Below are 21,969 nucleotides of genomic sequence, written 5' to 3'. Positions count from 1 at the left end.
ACTTACTGACTTCATTATAGCTGAAGTTTCAACGTTTGAAAAAAAATAAAAACATAGACACAAACGATTAAACATACAATGAAATATAGTCATATAGCACAATTAAGGACTCGGAAACGAAGATAAAGGAGTAAAGCAATGGAAGAACGTTTTTTCGCTACTATTATTCAATGTTTTTTCCTCGCACTAGGTGTCATAATTGGTGGGGCCTTTATTGGGAGTATCGGGGCGTTTGCCAGTGGGGAACCACCCTTAACATCGATCGCAAGAATCGCAAAAAGTCTCAGAATCTGGGCGATTGTTGCCGCAATTGGTGGAACGTTTGATGTTATTTCAAATTTTGAGCGTGGGCTTATGCAAGGTTCTACAATTGATATTATTAAGCAAATATTAGTCATTATTACTGCTATGGGCGGTGTTCAGGTTGCACTTTTTGTGATTGAATGGTTTACACAAGAGGAGTTAAGCTAATGCATCTAGTACCATATTATAAGAATAAAAATTGGCAGCGATTTTTGGCTGGTCTTTTCGTTGGCGCTCTTTTAAGTTATTTCGTCTTTATTTATATGTACGGTCAACTATTAGAAAAACGCATTGAAGAAAATTTGCAATTGAGAATAGAGAAACAAGAGTTACAATTAGCTTACCAAACTTTAGAACAGAAAATGTCTGATCTAAATCAAAAGTATCAAGAAAAATTAACTGTCCATTCAATTGAGATTAAAATTACTAATGCTGAAACATTTAAACTAGATCGTTTTAGTTTACATGAATTACAGGAGCTATTAAGAAATGAAGTAAATGTAATACTCGGTAAAGAAGTTACAACGTTGACAGAGCATTACCCGTTGCTAATTCGCACAGTTGAAAATAAACCATATAAAGTTGATGATTTCTCCTACCAGGCTAAAGTTAAGCATCTGTTTATTAATGAACACAGTGAAATTCATATAGAGCTTGATAAAGCAAGGTAATGAAAGCTGGGAAATATTTCGATTCAATTTGCATCATTGATTATCAAAATAGCATTTCCCAGCATATCAATTATTTACTGCAAACTTGCTTTAATGTAGCTAAAAGTTGATCCGCTTCCTCCCAGCTATATACAGTTGCACCTGATGCTAGAGGATGACCTCCGCCATTAAACTGCTCAGCTACATGATTAATTTTCTTCCCTTTGGAACGGATCCGAACACGAATTTGATCATCTTCCTCAACAAACATTGCCCAGCAATTAATCCCTTTAATATTGCCATAGACTTGAATCAACGAACTCGATTGATCTACAGTTACTTGATACTTATCTAACAACTCCTTCGTTAGCTTGATGCCAACAACACCTGTCTCATCAATTGCTAACTGATCAAGTAACCTGCCTTGTAGCTTCGCAATGTGAGGTTCAAGTTCATAAAGGTTCTGATAGATTTCCGAACGATCGAATGGATACTTAACTAATTCCGATGCAACTTCAAATGTTCTCGGCGTTGTACTTGGAAATAAAAACCGACCCGTATCACCAATAATTCCAGCATAAATTAATTGTGCAACCTTTGTTGTTAACTTATATTCTTGATCATGATTTTCGGTAATTAATTGATAAATCATTTCTGAAGTTGAGCTTGCTTCTGTATCAACCCAATTGGTATGACCGTACTGATCAACGATTGGATGGTGATCAATTTTAATGATTTCTTTACCTAAGTGATATCGATCATCGTCAATTCGTGGATGATTCGCAGTATCACAGACGATAACTAGTGCATCGTTATATGTGTCATCTTCGATTTGATCCATCGTCGCTAAGTAGCTTAATGATTGATCATCTTCTCCTACACAATAAACTTGTTTTTCAGGGAAATTGTCCCTAATCCACGTTGCCAATCCGACCTGAGAACCAATAGCGTCTAGGTCTGGGCGGACATGACGATGGATAATTATTTTATCGTTTTGTTTAATTTTCTCTCTAATTTCAGCTGTAACGTTCATTTACTAAATAACCTTCCCTTCTTAATACCTTTCAATTAATTGACCGATTAACACTGCTTTACCAACGATATCTTTTTCATGATAAAGCTCAACATCTATTTTTACCGATTTACGGCCAATTTCAAGGACTTTCGGAATGATCTCGACAACACTTTCTATTTGTACCGGCCTAATAAAATAGACTGAAATATTTTCTGCTACTAAGTCACCCTTTTTCATGTTTGTAATGAGTCGCGTACAAACTTCTGACACAAAAGAAACAAACACACCATTTGATAAAGTACCTAAGGCATTTGTCATTTGCGGCGTAATCTTTGTTTTAAAAGAGATTTGATGACCATCTTGTTGCATTGAAAATCCACTTGTTGCAATATCATCTATCGTTTCTCCTACTTGTGGCTGACGTTGCACATGTTGTAGCGCTTTTAAAACATCTTGTCTTGAAATCAAGCCAATTAATTGATGATTCTGCTCAACTACTGGAACAAGTTCAATCGCTTCCCAAATCATCATATGGGCAGCGTATGCGAGTGATGTTTGCTTAAAGACTGTTTTCGGTGCTTTAGTCATCACTTTATCAATTAAAGTGTCTTCACCTTTACCAATTACATCTTTAGAAGTTACAATACCGACCACTTTATTCTGATCATCAACTACTGGATAGCGTGTGTGAGTCGTTTCTTGATTTAATTGATACCATTTCGCTAAAGTGTCATTACGATTTAAGTAGTGAGTTTTGCTTAATGGCGTATATATATCACCTACAAGGACAATTTCCTTTTTAATTAACTGATCATAAATCGCTCGGTTAATCATCGTTGCCACGGTAAATGTGTCATAGCTCGTTGATATAATCGGCAACTTTAATTCATCAGCTAAGCGTTTAATATCTTCTGCTGTATCAAACCCGCCGGTAATTAAGACAGCAGCACCCTTTTCTAAAGCAAGCTGATGTGCATCAGTTCTATTTCCGATAATTAGTAATGAGTCCTTTTCTAAATAACGTAGCATAGCATCTTTTTTCATAGCGCCAATTACAAATTTGTGTAATGTCTTATGAAGTCCGTCTCGACCACCTAATACTTGGCCGTCTACAATACCGATAATCTCAGCAAATGTCAGATGCTCAAAATTCTCTTTACTTTTCTGTTCGATTCGGATCGTTCCAACTCGCTCAATTGTACTAACTAATCCTTGGTTTTCTGCTTCCTTAATTGCTCGATAAGCAGTTCCTTCACTTACACTTAAATCTTTAGCAGTTTGTCTAACTGAGATCTTAGTTCCAACGCTTAATGTTTCAATGTGTTTCAATATTTGCTCGTGCTTTGTCGCCACGTTTATCACCTGTCCTTAAGAATCTGTACCACTAAAATTTGAATTAGTGTTATTATACAGTTAATTATGTAAAGTATCAATTCATGCTTAAAAACAGCTTATTTTTATGCTAACTGAGTTAATTTTTTTACGTTTGACTATAACAGTTGTTTAGTTTTATGGCTGTTGTGGTATATTATCAGTATAAAAGTCAGGGAGTGATTATGATGTTATTAGATGAGACTTATAAAAACATTGTCGTTGCCATTGATGGTTCACAAGCTTCATTAAGAGCTTTTAAAAAGGCTTTAATGGTTTGTAAGCGTAACAATGCTAATTTAGTTATTGCGCATGTCGTCGATACTAAGACCATTTCAACGGCAGAAACATATGATCAGACGATGATCAATCGATCTGAAACTTATGCAACACAATTACTTAACGATTACAAACAACAAGCAGAGGCAGCAGGACTCACAAACGTCAAAACCCATATCGACTATGGCTCTCCCAAAGTAAGAATTCCTAAGCATGTCGCAAAAGCATTTAAAGCTGATCTAATTATTTGTGGCGCTACGGGATTAAATGCAGTTGAACGCTTCTTAATCGGTAGTGTTTCTGAAAATATCGTTCGATATGCACCATGCGATGTTCTTGTCATTCGTTCTGATGATTGATGATATCTAAGTAAAATCCCACAAAAATAACGGCGAGAAACCAATTTTATTGGTGTCCCGCCGTCTCTTTTTATTTCTGAAGTGCTAATCTGTTAACATCACGTGCAATCATAACTTCTTCGTTTGTTGGGATTACTAATACTTTAACTGGTGAGTGAGGATAGTTGATCATTGTTTCCTTACCTCTAGTCTCATTTAGAACTGGATCCCAATAAACACCCATGAACTCTAGTCCTTGTAAAATTAATTTTCTAACAACGACACTATTTTCACCAATACCAGCTGTAAATACAATTGCATCTACACCGTTCATTTTTGAAGCGTATGAGCCAATGTATTGATGGATACGATCAGCAAAGATGTTTAATGCTAAAATAGCACGTTCGTTTCCTTCATTTGCTTCCTTCTCAATATCACGTAAATCACTAGAAAAACCAGATAAAGCTAACATTCCACTTTCTTTATTAAGAACTTGTAGAACTTCGTTAACGTCTTTACCTGTTTTGTCCATAATATATGGAATAAGCGCAGGGTCTAGACTTCCTGAACGCGTCCCCATTGTTACACCTTCTAGTGGTGTAAAGCCCATTGATGTATCAATTGACTTACCATTTTCAACTGCTGCAACACTTGCACCATTTCCAATATGGCAAGTAATTAAACGTAATCGATCAAGTGGCTCATCTAACATTTCTGCAGCTCGCTCTGATACATATTTATGACTTGTTCCGTGGAAACCATACTTACGGATACCATATTTCTCATAGTATTCATACGGTAAACTATACAGATATGATTCAGCTGGCATTGTCTGGTGGAAAGCAGTATCGAACACAGCTACTGCTGGAACATTTGGTAATACTTCTTTAAATGCTTTAATACCAGTAATATTTGCTGGGTTGTGTAATGGAGCTAATTCAGAAACCTTTTCAATTTCTTCTAATACTTCATCTGTAACTAATACAGAATCACTAAATTTCTCTCCACCATGCACAACACGGTGTCCAACACCATCAATTTCATCTAGTGACTTAATAACACCAGATGCTTGCAAGTTTTCTAAAAGTAATTGTACAGCTTTATCATGATTTGGGATGTCTAAAACTTGCTCATCCTCTTTATCTCCATAGCTTAAACCGAAAATTGAATTTTCAAGTCCAATACGCTCTACTAATCCTTTTGCTAACACTTTTTCTCCTGGCATTTCAATCAATTGAAACTTTAACGACGAACTCCCAGCATTAATTGATAATACTTTATACAACATTATCCTATCCTTTCAAATACCTATTTAATCAATTTTTCTTACCTACCCTATATTAACGAACAAACAATATAAAATGCAACTAGAACGCAATTCATTTTTCGGCATTTTCGAACAAATTTTATTGATCGTATCCTGCCTCTTTAAACCATTGATTCATTTTAGCGACTATATTTTCTGTTGCCTGCAAATCTTTAAATGACGGCAACTGTGCTAATAACGCTTCTTTAGGCGCTTTTGTATCTTTCCCCTTTTTCTGTAGAACAAATAAACTTTTTGCATTTTGTTTTGATTTAAAGATCGTATTAGGTAATTGCAATAAACCAACAACATGAGCCGACTGATGAATGAGCGCGTGTAATTGAGTTGCTTGATCACTAGAGAACAGTGAGTTTGGAATAACAAAAATACAGAAACCTGCTTCTTTTGTATAATTTAAACTTTGTTCAATTAGTAGGTGATGAGCGTATGTATGTTCATCCTCGACATAGACTTTAAATGATTTTGCACGATCATTATCAGGGTAATAACCAATTGGTAAATCAGCAATTACTAAATCAACTGGATCTAGTAAAAAAGGTTGCAAACTATCTTGATGGAAAAATTCAATCACATTTTGTTGTAAATTTGCACTTAATACACTTAACTCAATCAAAGTAGGATCAACTTCACTACCATAGGCATGAACTGTACGTTCTAACTGATTCATTACCGCTGTAAGCAGATTTCCTGATCCTGAAACAATATCAAATATCCTTAATTCCTGTCTTTTAGGAAAAATCTTTTCAATCAGATAAACCATATAACTCGCAATTGTATCTGGTGTAATCAAATGTTGCGTTTGAACAGCTCCTTGTAGTCCTTTGAGGCTAGCTAATTCAATTACTTTACGAATTTGATCCTTCTCTAATTGATCAAATTGTAGTTGCTTCACTTTTTCAAACAAAGATTGGTCCGATATTTGATCTTTATCAGCTAAAGTCAATTCTAAAACATCAATTAAGCTATCTAAATAATTTTGTGTTTTTTGGTTTGCATGTTCTTCTACTATCACGTCTAATTGATTAAAATGCTGTTCAATCAAATTCGCTCTCCTCCTCTACCCAGTAATATAGTATAACATAAACCAACAAAAAAACATTAAATTTACCCTTCGCGTAAAAAAAGACTTTTGAATTTATCAATTGATAAAACCAAGAGTCTTTTTAAGAGTATCGTTAGCGCTATGGGTTAAGACTTTCTACTATCTTCTTTTTCACTTTTTCGATCCGCTAACATTTCTTTAATTTTATCTACTGCCTGTGGTGCTACTTCAAACAACTTATCATATAAATGAATACGATCATGCAAGTGGATAATTTCATGACCTTGTCTATGGGTAACTAAAAAAGCAATTGGTGTAATTGATACACCGCCACCACTACCACCGCCAAATGGTAATTCAGATTCACCTTGGTTGCCTTGACTCTCATCGTTTGAGCTATTCTGTTGACTAGAAAACTCACTTCCCCCTGCCACAAAGCCAAAACTAACCTTTGATATTGGAATGATCGTACTGCCGTCAGCTGTTTGAATTGGTTCACCGATAATTGTCCTTACATCGATTAAATGTTTTAATTGTTCCATTGTTTCAGACATTAACCCTTCAATTGGGTGCTGTTGATGCATTTTTCTCGATCTCCTTTTCCTTATTGTCGTTTATATTTCATATAAATAGCTTGCCAAAGTGGTGTTGATATTATGCATTCACACTCAGATTGAATAACGAATTGATCAAAGCTTGGCTTTACTTGATATTGATAATCCTTTGGTTGATTCATTAAGGAAAATATATATTGACAAGCCATTCCTTTAATTAACCATAATCCACTTGCACTTAATGTCGTAATCGCTGCATCTTCTAATCCTATCGTTGAGTACCATGTTAGTTGGTTTAGTTTTAACCTATTAAATTGAATTGATGATTTTGGCAGTTCTTTATTAAAGAGTTTTGGAATTATCTCATCTATTACAGCTTCTAAAGAATACTCGATTGTTTTTGAGTAAACTTGAATCTTCGCCAGCTTTACGCTAATTTCAATTTCAATCTCATGTGTGAGATATATTGAAAGTTGGCAAACGAGAGGTAGGAATAAACTTAAAGATAAAACTATAACTAGAAAAATAATAATCAATATTAGCCAAATCATGAGAACGTTCCTACCTTTCGGACAATATCCAAGTAAATAACGATTACCTCTAACTCAATTATGACCTGAAGTGAGGAAATTCATTCTTAAAATGAAGAAAAGGATAGTACTAAAATTCAGTACTATCCTTTATTTTATTATTGATTTAAATTAATTTGATTGTCCACTTAATTGTTGTTCTGCCATTTGTACTAGACGTTTTGTAATTTCACCACCAACAGAACCATTAGCACGTGAAGTTGTATCAGGGCCGAGCGTTACACCGAATTCTTGTGCAATTTCATACTTCATTTGATCAAGTGCTTGACTTACACCAGGTACAAGTAATTGATTACTATTGTTATTTGCCATTTCTGTATTCACCTCCTCCTTGATGCATTTCTAGATTGTGCAGATTCAGAGGTTTCATACAAAAATTTAGTTGGTAGTTGTTACATACTTAGGCTGAGATTACCGCCCATACTAGAACAATTCATCTAAAGTGTCTTTCGCTTGAGCACTAGAGCTGACCTGAACAACTTCAATATTTGCTAACAGCTCATCTAGCTCTTTAGTTAAATCTAGTTGATTTTCATAATATTCAACTTTATCTTTTTTCGGCTTTGTTTTTGGTGATCGCGGTACAAAAACTGTACAACAATCATCAAATGGACGAATCGAGATCGGATATGTGTCAATTTTTTTTGCGATCTCAATTATTTCATTTTTGTCCGTTGTAATAAGCGGTCGTATTACTGGGTATGATGTCACAGCATTAATCGCATGCATACTCTCTAGGGTTTGACTAGCTACTTGCCCTAAGCTTTCACCTGTCGCAATCGAGAGAATCCCTCGTTTTGAGGCAACAATTTCACTAATGCGTAGCATCATTCTGCGCATGACTGTCATTGAATACCCGAATGGGATTTCACGATGGATTTTTTGTTGCATTGCAGTAAATGGAACAATATGAATATTGATATCATGACCATACTCTGCAAGTTTGCGAGCTAAATCAAGTACTTTTTGTTTAGCTCCGTCACTAGTATATGGTGGTGAATGAAAATGAATCGCTTCTATTCTAAGACCTCGACTCATCGCTAAATAGCCAGCAACTGGACTATCGATTCCACCAGATAGCTGTAATAATGTGCTACCTGACGATCCAACAGGTAATCCACCCGCTCCTGGATATTGTTTTGACGTAATAAATGTGTGATCTTCTCGGATATTTACCTTAAGTTCTAAATCTGGATGATGAACGTCAACTTTAAATCCGTCTGTATTTGATAATAAGTGCGCACCTAGGATTTGGTTCATTTCAGGAGAACGGTGCGGGAATTTTTTATTGGCTCTTCTAACAGATATTTTAAATGTTTTAACATCTTCTGCTTCTTTCAACGCAAATAGAGCCGCTTCTTTAATCGACTCTACGTCATTACTTACCTTCATGGCCACACTGATATTTTGAATACCAAATATACGTTGGCAAATCGGAATAATTTCTTCTGGATCTTCACCATTCAGTGTAATTGTAATCCAGTCTCTTGAGCTTTTAATCTCAAGGTTAGTAAATGCTTTAAGAAGCTTTTTTACATTTCGATGTAATTGAAAAATAAATTCTTTGCGGTTTTTTTGTTTCAGGGAAATTTCCCCATATTTTAAAATTATATGATCATATAACATTATTATTTACCTCATATCCTGTTTTAATTCTGTAATTATTGCTTTTAATGATTGAACAAATTTGTCGACCTGATCAGGCGTATTTTGATATGAAAAACTAATTCTAAGGGCTGAATTTCTTTGATTTGGTGGTAAATGAATAGCCCTTAGTACAGAACTTTCATCTGCCTTTTTAGATGAACACGCAGATTGTGTTGATACATAAATTCCACGTTCCTCTAATGCGTGTAAGATTATTTCCGGTTTAAAACCAGGAATTGAGAAATTGATAATATGTGGTGCTTGATCTTCTGGTGTGTTAATCACAACATCCTCAATTTCATTTAGCCTCTCACGGAGTAATTGATTCAGTTGTCTTAATTGAATAACTTGATTAGTTTGCTTTTCTAAGATTAGTCGCATTGCCCTTGCTAATGAGACAATCCCGGCAATATCTTCCGTTCCCGAATGACGATTATCCTGTTGTCCACCACCATGTAACAATGGAAACAGTCGGACACCTTCCCTCTGATAAAGAAGACCTGTCCCTTTTAAGCCGTGAATTTTATGACCAGAGATTGTTGCTAGATCAACATAACTTGCTTTTAAATCTAACTCAACTTTCCCAAACCCTTGAACATTATCAACATGGAAAAAGGTGTACTTTCTATTCTTTAACACTTCTCCAATTGCTCGGATTGGTTGAATTGTCCCGAGTTCATTATTAACATGCATGACACTGACAAGGATGGTATCATCACGTAAGGCTTGCTTTAAATCGTCAACTGATACGATACCAGACTGATCGACTGGTAAATAAGTAACCTCAAAACCCAATTCTTCTAATGCTTTAAATGGATTTAAAACTGAAGGGTGCTCGATTGACGTAGTAATTAAGTGTTTACCTCGACTTTGATAGGCAAGCGCGATTCCTTTTATCGCTAAATTGTTTCCTTCTGTTCCCCCAGAAGTGTAAATAATTTCTGTCGGTTTAACTGATAGTAATCGACTAATATGTTGATAAGATTTTCTTAATAACTGTTCTGCATTTAGGCCTAGCTGATGAGCTGATGAAGCATTACCATAATACCTTTTTGACACTTCAACAAAAGTAGCTAAAACTTCTTCATTTGGCTCTGTTGTAGCACTATTATCAAAATAGATCATCTTTTTCCCCTTCAATCTTTTATCTTTATTATTGGATCATCATGAATTATTACGTTCTTATGCAATGAATTATTTTATCATAATCAATTGATAAATTAAATAGAAAGATCATAAGTGTTAAAATATGGAGTGTTAAAATATGGAGTGTTAAAATATGCTCTAAATTAAGACATAAAAAAACCCCAAGCTCACGCTGGGATTTAATTATTCAACTAAAGATAGTAAATCAAGTAAATCATCGACTGATACAGGGTTGTCCTTTTCGAAATCGTATAAAATATCGTTGTAAGGACTACTTGCCCTCGCTACCAAGTCCTCCGGTTTATTTTCAGTAGTTTGTGTTGAATGTGTTACTTTGTCTACTGATTTTTCAGCTTGATCATTAGTCTGAACTAATTCTTCTACTTTTGATTTAACTTCCTGCTCAATTTTTTCGCGCTCATCTAGCGCTTCTTCTTCATTTAGTTCTTGAATTTCTTCTGTAATTTCTTCCGTTGCTATCGTATCTTGTTGGTTTTCATTATTAAGATGAAAAATAGTAAAAAATAATGACCAAATACTAACTGCTAAAATAGCGATACTAAATACAGATATAACTCGCATCTGTATTCCCTCCTTAACTTGGGATCTTCACATTAATTTTAACTTCAAGGCGTCGCAAAGCACCTGGCTCTACTTCCTCTAACGATTCAGAGGCAATTTCCAATGATTGCTCATATTGACACTCTCTGAACAATTTCTCTGCCTCAGACAGTCGCGCTGATAAAACTGGATACTGGCTACGATATCTATTCGCATATTGAATGATGCGTTCAATTAAGTAAGCCTGCTCCATCATTGTCTCTGTTTGCTTTATTAAAGTTTCTACTGATGATGTTGCCTCATTTAAACAATGACTGACTTGTCCCATATCTAAAGGTTCTTCAGCTAATTTCTCTAATACACGTTCACACTTCTCACTCGCATCATCCATTTGATTCCATATGAATGAAGGGATACCAGGTAAATTACTCTTTTCAATATGGCGATTCACTTCAAATAAATCGCGCTTAAGTACTGTAATTTTTTCCTTTGCTTCAATCTCATCTTTACGAATTGTACTAATTTGTTCTTTAAATTCTTGATGAACCTCTTTTAATTTTTGGAGATCTTGATAATTTGTCTCCAATTCGTCTTTTAATGCTGTGTATGTTTGTTGTTCATCAGCTAGATCTTGTTTTATTTTCATATGTTGACGCTCTAATTGGTGGATCCATTTCTCTAAGTTCTCATAAAGTTCTAGATCGCTGCCCTCTAAGTAATATGTCTTTTGCAATTCTGTTACTTCTTCATCCGTTAATTTAAACTCATCAACAACTTCTTCAATTAACTTCTCGAAATTCTGCAAATGCTTATCAACATAATTTCTAGCTTTCGATTCTTCCTCGAGGATGTGATAAATTTCTGAAATGCGTTCATCGATTGTCGCCACAAAGTCAAAAACGGTTTGATCATCTTGTTCTTCAATTCGTGTTACATATACAGAAAGTTGCTCTTCTAAATCACGTAATTCCTTTTGGAAGTTATGGTGTTCAATTTGATAACCATCAGCCTTCATCTGCTCAATTCCATTTTTCAATTGATGAATTTGATCCGGTAGTTCTACTTTACACTGACGATAAATAGCCGGGAAAGTTTCTAAGCGTTCCTCAAGATCATTGAGTTCTTGTTGGAGATTTGTAATTATTTGATGCGCTTCATAGTAATTCCCTTGTTCCGTTTCATAATAAAAATGCTCAAGCTTTAATTGGCACTTGTTAATTTCTTCTTCAAATCGCGCTTCTGCGGCCCCATAAGCATATAAATCCTGCAATAATAAATTTCTTAGGCTTCTTATGTGTGGCACCACTTCTTCTGCAATTTTGCGACTTTGCTTTTCGGAGTCAAGTAAATCATCTAATTCGCTGTACATATTCTCAATAACTTTTTCAGTATCGTTTAAAATTTTCTCAGCTGCTTCTAATATCCTATTAGCAGTTGGTACTCTAAATCGATCCGCAGCATCCTCTGCATCAAAAAGATATTCCTCGATATCTGGCAACTCTTGTGTTAATATACGGTCCCAATTATCTTTCCAAGATTCAAATTTTTCTTGGGTCTCACCAGCTAGTCGCAACGCTTTAACTCGCTGAAGTTCTGCCGTAACATTTCGATTCATAATATCTAATTTCCAAGCTTCTAATTTATCCACACGATCATAAATAATTTTTCTGAAAATAAGTCCAGTAATAATTAATGCTATAATAATGAGAATGAACCCTATAATATAGGCAACCATGTTAATCCTCCTCAGTGACCTCGACATTCAATCCTGTTATGTAATATTAATTGTTAATTTAACTTAATTATGTCATAGTTATAATTATCATACCATGAACAGCAAAGATTTTGCTAAAAAAAATCAAAATTAATCGATTTTTGGCACAAATATATTCTAATTTTTTATATATAGGGGGTTTTATACCATGTTTGAACAAATTGAGTACAGTCAATCACTAGAAAAAAATTATCAATTATTAATTAAGCAGCTAGAAGCTCTTATTGAAGACGAGTCAGATCCAATCGCAAACTTATCTAACAGTGCAGCTTTATTAAATCAATTTTTAGATCGGATTAACTGGGTTGGATTCTATCTATTGAGAGAAGATCAATTAGTATTAGGACCATTTCAAGGTCTTCCAGCGTGTGTGAGAATTGATATTGGTAAAGGTGTATGTGGGACTGCAGTAGCAGAGGAAAAAACACAACTTGTAGCAGATGTTCATCAATTTCCTGGTCATATCGCTTGTGACGCACGAAGCCAATCTGAAATTGTGATTCCGCTCTTTAAAAATAAAAAAGTAATTGGTGTATTAGATATTGATAGTCCAGAAAAGAATCGTTTCACTAAACAAGATCAGATTCATCTTGAGCAATTTTGCGAAAAGCTTATGGCATATCTTCCTGAAATTATTTGAATGAAAAAACAAACAAAATGAGGTTGTGATCATTTTGGGTTCATTGTCAAATAGTGTTGGTAGGTTTTATAATTAGTCGAGAATAGATTTATGTTAGTTTTAATAAAGATACAACTTGTTCACCGCAGGTGAAATACACTCACTTTCCGCGGGCACGGCTTCAGCTAACTAAGGCAAGCAAAGAGCGCTTGCCTTAGTGGATCTTCAGCTCGTGCTATTCCCGCAGGAGTCTCGTGTATTTCACCTGCTGTTTTTCACTTCTAAATTAAATGGCTGCTTCATATCGTGTTTCTATTTGCATTTTTTACTCAAATTTGTTTCTATTGCTTTAAACTTGAGGTGAATCAAAATTCATTTCTTGAAATTATAAAAATTACGATAACCGTATGTGACTTTTCTTAACTGAGTTAGCTAAAAGCCGTGTCCATGGAACGCGGTGGTTCGGCTAACTGCGATTTATAACGTGAGCAATTAAATTAAATATACTTAAAATAAAAATATAACGTTAGTAAGTCTTCAAACTCACCAACGTTATATATTGTACAACCTCATTTTGTCTGTTTTTTAATAATTTGAGATGATTTGATATTGATTTTTCCCTAGACGCTTTGCTCGATATAGCGCTTGGTCAGCTTTATCTAATAGCTCATCTAACGTTAATTTCATTGTATGGTCCCAGTGTGCGAGACCGATTGAAGCGGTGATTCTTGGCTTTGTAGACTGTTCAATTAATGAAAGTAATTTATTTGCAAGGACTCTTCCCATCTGCATATTTTTTTCTGGTAGATAAATTGCAAGCTCCTCGCCACCCCACCGAGCAGCAAATCCTTGTCCATCAATTTCGCGTCGAATAATATTCGATACTTGAATTAAGACCATATCTCCAACATCATGACCAAATGAATCATTGACAAGCTTAAAGTCATCAAGGTCTATTAACAAGAACACGCCTTGTTCATCGACATTCAAATGCTCCTGACACTTCTCATCTAAATATTCCCGAGAGTATAGTTTCGTTAAGTAATCTGTGATGACAGATTGCTCTAGTTTTTCACGTAAAATGATGTTGTCAAAGGCGAGCGTCGAATGCTGCACAAGTGATATCATCAATTTATATTGGTCAAAGGTAAAATAATATGAATCCGAATGTAAGACAATTATGATTCCAATTAAATGATCTGTCTGTACCATTGGTAACAAGATAACGGAGCTAAAAGGTAACAAAACATCCTCAAAACGATCTTTGAAATCACTAATGAAAATTGCTTCTTTTTCATTCTTCACTTTATCAAGTAAAAATGTAATAAGTTCAGTATTATTTACAGAATGAAAGAATGAAGTTGATGCATCTTCTATTTCATATTTTCCCAGATCATTTATTAATACAAAACCTACTTCTTCAGCGTTAAAAGAAGAACGGAATTGTTTTCTAATAAATTGAGTAATTGATGTTAAACATTCTAATTTATTTAATTCGTGTGCAAATGTATTGATTAATTGTAAATCTTGAATTAAGAAATTGGACTGTTGATATAACTGAGCATTTTCAAGTGCATTACCAGCAGTATTAGCTAATAGGCGAATAAACTCTACTTCACTATTTGGTATATGACTGATTTCATTTGAAGTTAACTGCATGACACCGTAGACACCCTGTTTCCCATTAAAGGGAGCATAGAGTGTGATTGAATCATTCGTCGACTCAATCTTTAATTTTCCTGTCAAGAATGCTTGCGCACTTGCTTTATCAGCATATCGCTCATTATAAATAAATTCTTTTATAGGTAAGGATAAATCTTCTTGATAGTTTTTTGATAAATATAGTTCACATTTGAAGTTAGGATAAATTGAGTAGATAATTTCAGTTATTTCAGCCAATACATCTCGCGGGTTCATAGATGAGTGAAATTTCTGGGTGATATTATACATATTTTCATACTTATTGGCTTGCGCAACTGATTGACGAGCTTTTCTCATTTCATAAATAATTAATTCCATATCTTTCACGATTTGAGTGATGTAGTGCTTTTTATCACTCGCAAGTTGATGCTTATCTTTGGCGAAAAATAAAAAGTACCCAAATACATCGCCATCTTCTTCTAAGCTAGCGATTGCAATTCGCTCAAACTCATTATCTCCCATCAGTAATTGAGCTGATTTAGTCGACAACTTTTTGTACTGATGGACTTTGTTTAGAATCGACATTGGTAGATGATGGGGTAATTCTATCTCGTCATCACTTATCGATTGAACACAGGTATATTGATCTGCCCAAAAGTCAAATAAGTATAAAGCTACACTATTCACATTCAACAACAATTTCATCTGTTTTAATATTGCATTTAGCCATTCACTATTCTTATAGTATCGCTTTGGGTCATAGATGAATAATTCATGATCGTCAGTTAGCGTATATGATTTCATTAACCACTTCCACCCGCCTCATGTATATAATCCTGTTTGTTCTTTATTCATTATAACCGAAATATTACAAATTGCCTACTAAAAAAACAGTATTTTATACTTACTACATTTTTCGACTAAAATCATCAAAACTCTTAGATATCATTAATGTTGAGGGCGATATTAGCGTTAAAAATATATCCGTGACTTTTTTCCTTATCAATGTTCAATAATTATCAACTTGAAAATTGTTGACTTCATACGCAGAAAATCATATAATAGACTTTGTGTAAAAAAGGTAGCCTATGTGAACCACCGGTTGTTCATTTTATTCCTTACAATTCATCTTCAATCGACTACCGCGTCGTCTAAATATTGAAGATACTTCATTAGTAAGGTGTATCGTGTAACTCTCTGCTGCTGGAGCGATGGTACATGAAAATAAAATGTCAAGCGATAATGGAACACAGTATCTTGTTTATGCAAATTTTAATATAAAGGAGAGAATGCACTATGGCTCGATATACAGGTCCTGTATGGAAAAAGTCTCGTCGTCTCGGAATTTCGTTAACAGGTACAGGTAAGGAATTAGAAAAACGTCCTTACGCACCAGGACAACATGGTCCTAACCAACGTACAAAATTAAGTGAATATGGTTTACAGCTTCAAGAAAAACAAAAATTACGCTTCATGTATGGATTAAATGAGCGTCAATTTAGAACACTTTTCAATAAAGCTGCTAAACTTAAAGGGGTTCACGGTGAAAACTTTATGATCCTTTTAGAATCACGTCTGGATAATATCGTTTATCGCCTAGGCTTAGCACGTACTCGTCGCCAAGCTCGTCAATTAGTTAACCACGGACACATCCTTGTAGATGGTAGCCGTGTTGACATCCCATCTTACTTAGTACAACCTGGACAAACAATTAGCGTTCGTGAAAAATCACGTAAGCTTACAATTATTCAAGAATCAATTGAAGCTAACGCATTTGTACCTGAGTATTTAACTTTTAATGCAGATAATTTAGAAGGAACATACTCACGTTACCCAGAACGTTCTGAGTTACCAGCAGAAATTAACGAAGCTCTTATCGTTGAGTGGTACTCACGTTAATAGATTCAATAATCAAAACCTTGAACATCTTAAATCGGTGTTCAAGGTTTTTTATTATTAATAACCACTATATATTTTTTAAACCGAGTATGCTCTACTTTATTTTAGAAGTTTATCTAACTCTCCAACTATGGCCACAATTCTGACAGACTGCATGCTTACTCATCTTTTGCGAATAATTTTTAGGTTTAATTATTTTTATGACTAACCATGGCAATGTAAAGAATATCCACATAATCATTTCAAGCCACCAACCTATGAATAACCAGTAGATACATCCTTTACCCTTACTTTTAATATGATTGACTGCTTGAACATTAATACGTTCACTTTTACACCTAGGACAAATCACTATTTTTCCTCCTAATGATTTTATAACTTTATTATCCCCACAATAGAAAAATAATAAAAGATTTTTAAGCATACAAAAATCCCTCAGAAGTTGTTATTAGCACTTAAACTCCTGAAGGATTTAATTCTATTTTTCAGTTAGATAAATTTAATTAGGAAGTACTTTTTCTTTCCTCGTCGAATAATAGTGAACTGACCATCAATTCGATCATCATCTGATAATTCGTATTGGAGATCTTGTTGGCGATCACCATTGATGTAAATCGCGCCATTCGAGATATCCTCTCTAGCTTGGCGTTTAGATGAAGATATTTTTGCTTCAACTAATAGATCTACTAATGGTTTTGCTTCTTTTGTCATTTCTACGTTAGGAACATCTTTAAACCCTTGTTTAATCTCTTCGGCATTTAGTTGTTTGATGTCACCACTAAATAATGCTTCAGTAATGCGCTCTGCTTGACGTAAAGCTTCTTCTCCGTGGACGAGAATTGTTAACTCTTCTGCTAAGCGTTTATGAGGAATTCTTTTCTCTGGTGCTCTTTCTAATTCTTCAGTTAAAGCCTCGATTTCAGCATGTGATAGGAATGTGAAGTATTTCAAGAATTTGATTACATCACGATCATCTGTATTAATCCAGAACTGATAAAACTCATATGGAGTTGTTTTTTCAGGGTCTAACCAAACTGCTCCCCCAGCTGTTTTACCAAATTTAGTACCATCTGCTTTCGTAATTAGCGGTACAGTAAGACCGAAGACTTTTACTTCTTCATCACGTGTCCGGCGTATCAATTCCATACCAGCCGTAATATTCCCCCATTGATCACTACCACCAATTTGTAGTGTACAATTTTCTCGCTCAAATAAATTCATAAAGTCATATGATTGTAAAATCATGTAACTAAATTCAGTAAAGCTAATTCCTTGCTCTAGGCGTGATTGAACAGAATCTTTTGCTAGCATATAATTTACACCAAAATGCTTACCAGTATCACGTAAGAAATCAATGATTTTCAACTCACCTAACCACTCGCCGTTATTCTTAGCGATCGCTCCATTTTCTTCATCATCAAAATCAAGTATTTTGGCAAGTTGCTTCTCAATTTGCTCACTAAAATAGTTTACTGTCTCAGCATCATTTAATTGACGTTCACTCGTTCTACCGCTCGGGTCACCAATCATGCCAGTTCCGCCACCAATAAGCGCAATTGGACGATGCCCTGCTAGTTGAAATCTTTTTAACATCAATGCAGGAACTAAATGACCAATATGCAAACTATCTGCTGTTGGGTCAAAACCACAATACAAAGTCACTACATTTTCAGCTAAATGCTTTTTTAAGCCTTCATAATCTGTTGTTTGTTGAACAAGTCCTCTTAATTCTAGATCTTTAATAATATCCATTAGTCATTCTCCTTTTTAGAATTAAATTCAAATAAAAAAGTAGATCACATCCCTAAAAAAGGGACGAGATCTACTCGCGGTACCACCCTCGTTGCAATATAAATTGCCACTCTATTTGATAACGGTACACCCCGTACCGTCTTTTATACCGTAAAATGCCATGTATAAAAGAAACAGCTCAAGAATTGTAATTCGCTTTATTACTTACACTGATTTACACCAACCATCAGCTCTCTTAAACGTAGCGGTAATAAAACTACTGGATTCCTTCATCGCAAAAAATATATATTGTTAACTATTATTATCACATTTTCATGACAAACGCAAGATCAAATGAAATAATATTTACAAAAATCTAATGACAACTAGGTAAATATGTTATAATATTAATTGGAAATTTAGGAGGTAATCATATGAATTTTCAAGATAGATTAAAGCAATTTGGTCGAAAAGTAATTGCACTTATTGATAAGGGTGTTATCCAAAGATTCTTCCGAATATCCTATGATGTCATTTGGAATATTATCCTCTATTTTATCGTCATAGGTTTACTTGGATTCTTCTTTATTGGTGGGATCGGTGCTGGTTATTTCGCCTCACTCATAAAGGACGAGCCTTTGCGACCAAGTGAAGAAATGGTTAATGCAATTTATAATTACGAAGAAACATCTGAGATTTATTTCGCAAATAATGTCTATTTAGGAGAAGTTAGTTCTGATCTTCATCGTGAAGTTACAACGTTAGATCAAGTCTCAGAAGATATTATTAATGGAATTATTGCAACTGAAGATGAATACTTTGAAACGCACGAAGGAATTGTTCCAAAAGCAATATTAAGAGCAGTATTCCAAGAGGTAACAGGATCAGATGTCCAGACTGGTGGAAGTACCTTAACGCAACAGATTATTAAAAATCAAATTCTAACAAATGAAGTTTCCTTCGATCGTAAGGCTAAAGAAATTGTTCTAGCTATGAGATTAGAGAACTTTCTGGAAAAGGATGAGATTTTAGAAGCTTATCTTAACATTGTACCTTTTGGGCGTAATGCTAATGGTCGAAACATCGCTGGAATTCAAACAGCAGCACAAGGTATTTTTGGTGTTAATGCAAATGAAGTCAATCTTGCCCAAGCAGCCTATTTAGCTGGTTTACCACAAAGTCCAATTGCTTACAGTCCATTCACAAACATCGGTGTACTTAAATCAGAAGAAGGACTGGAAGCTGGTTTAAATCGGATGGAGACGGTATTATCAAGAATGCTCTCTGGAGGATATATTACAGAAGCAGAATATGAAGAGGCATTAAAATTTGACCTAGTAGCTAGTTTTACAAAACGTAAACCTTCCGCTTATGAAGAATATCCATACTTATCTGAGGAAGTACGTAGACGTGTTGAAATTATTTTCAAAGAAAAACTTGCACTTGAAGACGGCTATACCCTTGAAGAGTTGAAATCAAATAGTGATCTGAATGAACAATATCAAATTAAAGCCGCTCGTGAAATTTCACAAGGTGGCTACAAAATTCATACGACAATCAACAAAGAGATTTACGATGTTTTTCAAGAAGTAACAGCAAATTATAATAATTATGGTCGAGATAAAACAGCGATTGTACGTGAAAATAATGAAACTAAAACAATTATGACCGAAGATCCTGAAACAGGTGAATTAGTTCCCCTCGTACAGCAACAACAGGCTGGTGCTGTATTAAGAAATAACGCAACTGGCGCTATCATAGCGTTTGTTGGAGGTCGTGATTTTGAACGAGATAACGTTAACTTTGCTGTTGGTACTGCTAGACGACAACTAGGTAGTACAGCAAAACCATTGATTGTCTATGCTCCTGCATTTGAAGAAGGTACACTTCAACCGGGATCAATTTTACCTGATGCTAAATTTAATTACTTTGACGGTACGAATACATGGAGCCCAAGTAACTTTAATCGCAGTAGATTTTATGGTTTAGTTACAGCTAGAACTGCAATGACACATTCATATAACGTCTCTACAGCTTATGGTTATATTGATTTATTATCTAAACATAACCCAGTACCAGATTATTTAGTAAAAATGGGATTTGATCATATTCCTGAAAGTCAATATTCTTATGCATCAATGGCTTTAGGATCCTTTGAAGCAACAGTAGAAGAAAACACTAGCGCTTTTTCTACATTTGGTAATAACGGTAAATTTATTGAAGGTTATATGATTGAGAAAATTGAAACAATTGATGGTGAAGTAGTTTATCAACATGAAGTTGAGCCTGTAGATGTATTTAGTCCTCAAACAAGTTACTTAATTATTGATATTATGCGTGATGTACTTGCTAAAGGTACTGGACGTACTGCTCGAGCAAACTTAAGATACCCTAATGTCGATTGGGCTGGTAAAACGGGTACGTCTGACGATCTTGTCGATGCATGGTTTGTTGCAACAAACCCTAATGTCACACTCGGAACATGGATGGGTTATGGTTATCGTCAGTCACTTGATGATGGATATAGTGGACGAAACCAAGCTTACTGGGCACAGTTAGTTAACGCAGCTACAGAAATTGATCCAGAATTAATGGCACCATCTAATCGATTCAAACAACCTGAAGGAATCGTTTCACGATCATTCTCTTTAGTCTCTGGTTTACCACCTTCAGGAGTTGCAAAATCGCTTGGATTGGTAGGTTCAGATATCTTTAATGCAAAATATTTACCTAGTGGTGAAGATAACAGCTTAATTGAAGGTAACTACGTATTAGTTGACGATAAAGCTGTCATTCCTGGTGATAAAACACCACGTGAGTTTATCCAAGGTGATGGTATAATCTTTAACCCTAAATGGTTAAGTGAAATGGGTTATGATAAATTTGGAGACTTAAGTCAATTGATTCCAATTAATAACCCTGCCTGGGAAGGTATTGAATTCCCAGAACTAGAGGCAAGTGATATAGAGGATACTGGTAAGGCACCAAGTGCTCCACAATCATTATCTAAATCTGGAAACAAGTTGGAGTGGAGTGCTCCATCAAGTCGCAATATTGTTGGTTACCGTGTGTACCGAGCTAACAGTCCAGAGGATGAAACATTTAAGTTTGTTGAATCAACCATTGAGACTGAGTTAAATGTTGGTAATAAGCCTGCTCTTTATACTGTCGTTGCCGTTGATTACTTCGGACGAGAATCTGAGCCAAGTACTGTCTATATTGATGGTAAATTTGATGATGATAAGGACAAGGATAAAGATAAAGGCAAAGATAAAGGCAAAGATAAAGGTAATGACAATAAAGCACCAGATAAGAAAAATGATGATTCCAAAGGGAATAATAAACCAGACGACAAACCTGGAAATAACGATAACAAACAGGAACCTGATAACGGAGATAGTAATGATACTCCTGAAAATGGTGAATAAATATTTAGCGTAAAACAGATTCTATAATTTTTGGTGTTGGTGAGTTCTTTTTTC

19 protein-coding genes and 1 other annotated feature are annotated in these 21,969 nt (G+C 34.9%); of the genes, 6 read left to right on the top strand and 13 right to left on the bottom strand.

All coding sequences use genetic code 11. From position 1 onward, the window contains the following. The first annotated feature begins 138 nt into the window (after window positions 1-138). Both AXY_RS04795 and ytrI read left to right on the top strand, forming a co-directional pair. Window positions 139-471, top strand: coding sequence for a YtrH family sporulation protein (locus tag AXY_RS04795; protein ID WP_015009662.1), 333 nt, complete (start codon window positions 139-141; stop codon window positions 469-471). Continuing rightward, window positions 471-974, top strand: coding sequence for a sporulation membrane protein YtrI (ytrI, locus tag AXY_RS04790; protein WP_015009661.1), 504 nt, complete (start codon window positions 471-473; stop codon window positions 972-974). The genes AXY_RS04795 and ytrI overlap by 1 nt, the downstream gene beginning before the upstream one ends. A gap of 70 nt (window positions 975-1,044) precedes the next feature. Here the strand turns inward: ytrI and AXY_RS04785 are convergent, their stop codons facing one another. Both AXY_RS04785 and AXY_RS04780 read right to left on the bottom strand, forming a co-directional pair. Next, the gene (locus tag AXY_RS04785; protein ID WP_015009660.1) at window positions 1,045-1,986 is read right to left on the bottom strand and encodes a DHH family phosphoesterase; all 942 of its coding nucleotides are present in this window, start codon (window positions 1,984-1,986) and stop codon (window positions 1,045-1,047) included. A gap of 21 nt (window positions 1,987-2,007) precedes the next feature. Further along, entirely contained in the window at window positions 2,008-3,321 is a 1,314-nt protein-coding gene (locus AXY_RS04780) for a DRTGG domain-containing protein (protein WP_015009659.1), read from the bottom strand. A gap of 206 nt (window positions 3,322-3,527) precedes the next feature. Between AXY_RS04780 and AXY_RS04775 the strand changes: the two genes are divergently transcribed. Next, on the top strand, window positions 3,528-3,977 hold the full coding sequence (locus AXY_RS04775; protein ID WP_015009658.1) for a universal stress protein: 450 nt from the start codon (window positions 3,528-3,530) through the stop codon (window positions 3,975-3,977). 70 nt (window positions 3,978-4,047) lie between these two features. Here the strand turns inward: AXY_RS04775 and AXY_RS04770 are convergent, their stop codons facing one another. From AXY_RS04770 to ezrA, 9 genes are all read right to left on the bottom strand, one after another. Beyond that, a complete protein-coding gene (locus AXY_RS04770; protein ID WP_407919030.1) occupies window positions 4,048-5,244 on the bottom strand; it encodes an acetate kinase in 1,197 nt (398 codons plus the stop codon). A gap of 118 nt (window positions 5,245-5,362) precedes the next feature. Further along, on the bottom strand, window positions 5,363-6,325 hold the full coding sequence (locus AXY_RS04765) for a class I SAM-dependent methyltransferase (protein WP_015009656.1): 963 nt from the start codon (window positions 6,323-6,325) through the stop codon (window positions 5,363-5,365). A 146-nt stretch (window positions 6,326-6,471) separates the two neighbouring features. Next, entirely contained in the window at window positions 6,472-6,909 is a 438-nt protein-coding gene (gene ytfJ, locus AXY_RS04760; protein WP_015009655.1) for a GerW family sporulation protein, read from the bottom strand. Window positions 6,910-6,929: 20 nt separating this feature from the next. Beyond that, entirely contained in the window at window positions 6,930-7,430 is a 501-nt protein-coding gene (locus AXY_RS04755) for a DUF2953 domain-containing protein (protein ID WP_015009654.1), read from the bottom strand. Between the two features lie 150 nt (window positions 7,431-7,580). After that, entirely contained in the window at window positions 7,581-7,781 is a 201-nt protein-coding gene (locus tag AXY_RS04750) for an alpha/beta-type small acid-soluble spore protein (protein ID WP_015009653.1), read from the bottom strand. A gap of 111 nt (window positions 7,782-7,892) precedes the next feature. Then, entirely contained in the window at window positions 7,893-9,095 is a 1,203-nt protein-coding gene (gene thiI / locus AXY_RS04745; RefSeq protein ID WP_015009652.1) for a tRNA uracil 4-sulfurtransferase ThiI, read from the bottom strand. A 6-nt stretch (window positions 9,096-9,101) separates the two neighbouring features. Then, window positions 9,102-10,241 (bottom strand): cysteine desulfurase family protein, encoded by a 1,140-nt coding sequence (locus AXY_RS04740; RefSeq protein WP_015009651.1) that lies wholly within the window; start codon window positions 10,239-10,241, stop codon window positions 9,102-9,104. 204 nt (window positions 10,242-10,445) lie between these two features. Beyond that, the gene (locus tag AXY_RS04735) at window positions 10,446-10,844 is read right to left on the bottom strand and encodes a hypothetical protein (RefSeq protein ID WP_015009650.1); all 399 of its coding nucleotides are present in this window, start codon (window positions 10,842-10,844) and stop codon (window positions 10,446-10,448) included. Window positions 10,845-10,857: 13 nt separating this feature from the next. Further along, the gene (ezrA, locus tag AXY_RS04730) at window positions 10,858-12,558 is read right to left on the bottom strand and encodes a septation ring formation regulator EzrA (protein WP_015009649.1); all 1,701 of its coding nucleotides are present in this window, start codon (window positions 12,556-12,558) and stop codon (window positions 10,858-10,860) included. A gap of 187 nt (window positions 12,559-12,745) precedes the next feature. Here ezrA and AXY_RS04725 point away from each other — a divergent pair, with 187 nt between their 5' ends. Beyond that, window positions 12,746-13,237 carry a GAF domain-containing protein gene (locus tag AXY_RS04725; RefSeq protein ID WP_015009648.1) on the top strand — a complete coding sequence of 164 codons (492 nt, stop codon included), beginning with the start codon at window positions 12,746-12,748 and terminating at the stop codon, window positions 13,235-13,237. 564 nt (window positions 13,238-13,801) lie between these two features. Here the strand turns inward: AXY_RS04725 and AXY_RS04720 are convergent. Continuing rightward, complete coding sequence (locus AXY_RS04720; protein ID WP_015009647.1) at window positions 13,802-15,661, bottom strand: sensor domain-containing diguanylate cyclase; 1,860 nt, start codon at window positions 15,659-15,661, stop codon at window positions 13,802-13,804. Window positions 15,662-16,153: 492 nt separating this feature from the next. Here AXY_RS04720 and rpsD point away from each other — a divergent pair, with 492 nt between their 5' ends. Continuing rightward, the gene (rpsD, locus tag AXY_RS04715; protein WP_015009646.1) at window positions 16,154-16,756 is read left to right on the top strand and encodes a 30S ribosomal protein S4; all 603 of its coding nucleotides are present in this window, start codon (window positions 16,154-16,156) and stop codon (window positions 16,754-16,756) included. A 489-nt stretch (window positions 16,757-17,245) separates the two neighbouring features. Here rpsD and tyrS read toward each other — a convergent pair whose 3' ends face one another. Continuing rightward, window positions 17,246-18,508: a tyrosine--tRNA ligase gene (gene tyrS, locus AXY_RS04705; RefSeq protein ID WP_015009645.1), complete on the bottom strand. Its 1,263-nt coding sequence runs from the start codon at window positions 18,506-18,508 to the stop codon at window positions 17,246-17,248. 56 nt (window positions 18,509-18,564) lie between these two features. Further along, window positions 18,565-18,790 (bottom strand) — a binding site (T-box leader). 131 nt (window positions 18,791-18,921) lie between these two features. Here tyrS and AXY_RS04700 point away from each other — a divergent pair. Next, window positions 18,922-21,915: a transglycosylase domain-containing protein gene (locus AXY_RS04700; protein WP_015009644.1), complete on the top strand. Its 2,994-nt coding sequence runs from the start codon at window positions 18,922-18,924 to the stop codon at window positions 21,913-21,915. Window positions 21,916-21,969 lie beyond the last annotated feature (54 nt).

This window comes from Amphibacillus xylanus NBRC 15112 (assembly GCF_000307165.1).
Classification (GTDB): Bacteria; Bacillota; Bacilli; order Bacillales; family Amphibacillaceae; genus Amphibacillus; species Amphibacillus xylanus.
Note: the sequence above shows the minus strand (reverse complement) of the source record. Positions and strands in the feature narration are given on the sequence as shown.

Bases quoted from the DNA above. Each gene is read 5' to 3' on its own strand.
- AXY_RS04770 (WP_407919030.1), bottom strand. From the start codon at position 5,244: ATGTTGTATAAAGTATTATCAATTAATGCTGGGAGTTCGTCGTTAAAG.
- ezrA (WP_015009649.1), bottom strand. From the start codon at position 12,558: ATGGTTGCCTATATTATAGGGTTCATTCTCATTATTATAGCATTAATT.
- ytfJ (WP_015009655.1), bottom strand. From the start codon at position 6,909: ATGCATCAACAGCACCCAATTGAAGGGTTAATGTCTGAAACAATGGAA.
- thiI (WP_015009652.1), bottom strand. From the start codon at position 9,095: ATGTTATATGATCATATAATTTTAAAATATGGGGAAATTTCCCTGAAA.
- AXY_RS04700 (WP_015009644.1), top strand. From the start codon at position 18,922: ATGAATTTTCAAGATAGATTAAAGCAATTTGGTCGAAAAGTAATTGCA.
- AXY_RS04720 (WP_015009647.1), bottom strand. From the start codon at position 15,661: ATGAAATCATATACGCTAACTGACGATCATGAATTATTCATCTATGAC.
- AXY_RS04795 (WP_015009662.1), top strand. From the start codon at position 139: ATGGAAGAACGTTTTTTCGCTACTATTATTCAATGTTTTTTCCTCGCA.
- AXY_RS04755 (WP_015009654.1), bottom strand. From the start codon at position 7,430: ATGATTTGGCTAATATTGATTATTATTTTTCTAGTTATAGTTTTATCT.
- AXY_RS04785 (WP_015009660.1), bottom strand. From the start codon at position 1,986: ATGAACGTTACAGCTGAAATTAGAGAGAAAATTAAACAAAACGATAAA.
- AXY_RS04725 (WP_015009648.1), top strand. From the start codon at position 12,746: ATGTTTGAACAAATTGAGTACAGTCAATCACTAGAAAAAAATTATCAA.
- AXY_RS04735 (WP_015009650.1), bottom strand. From the start codon at position 10,844: ATGCGAGTTATATCTGTATTTAGTATCGCTATTTTAGCAGTTAGTATT.
- ytrI (WP_015009661.1), top strand. From the start codon at position 471: ATGCATCTAGTACCATATTATAAGAATAAAAATTGGCAGCGATTTTTG.
- rpsD (WP_015009646.1), top strand. From the start codon at position 16,154: ATGGCTCGATATACAGGTCCTGTATGGAAAAAGTCTCGTCGTCTCGGA.
- AXY_RS04750 (WP_015009653.1), bottom strand. From the start codon at position 7,781: ATGGCAAATAACAATAGTAATCAATTACTTGTACCTGGTGTAAGTCAA.
- tyrS (WP_015009645.1), bottom strand. From the start codon at position 18,508: ATGGATATTATTAAAGATCTAGAATTAAGAGGACTTGTTCAACAAACA.
- AXY_RS04740 (WP_015009651.1), bottom strand. From the start codon at position 10,241: ATGATCTATTTTGATAATAGTGCTACAACAGAGCCAAATGAAGAAGTT.
- AXY_RS04775 (WP_015009658.1), top strand. From the start codon at position 3,528: ATGTTATTAGATGAGACTTATAAAAACATTGTCGTTGCCATTGATGGT.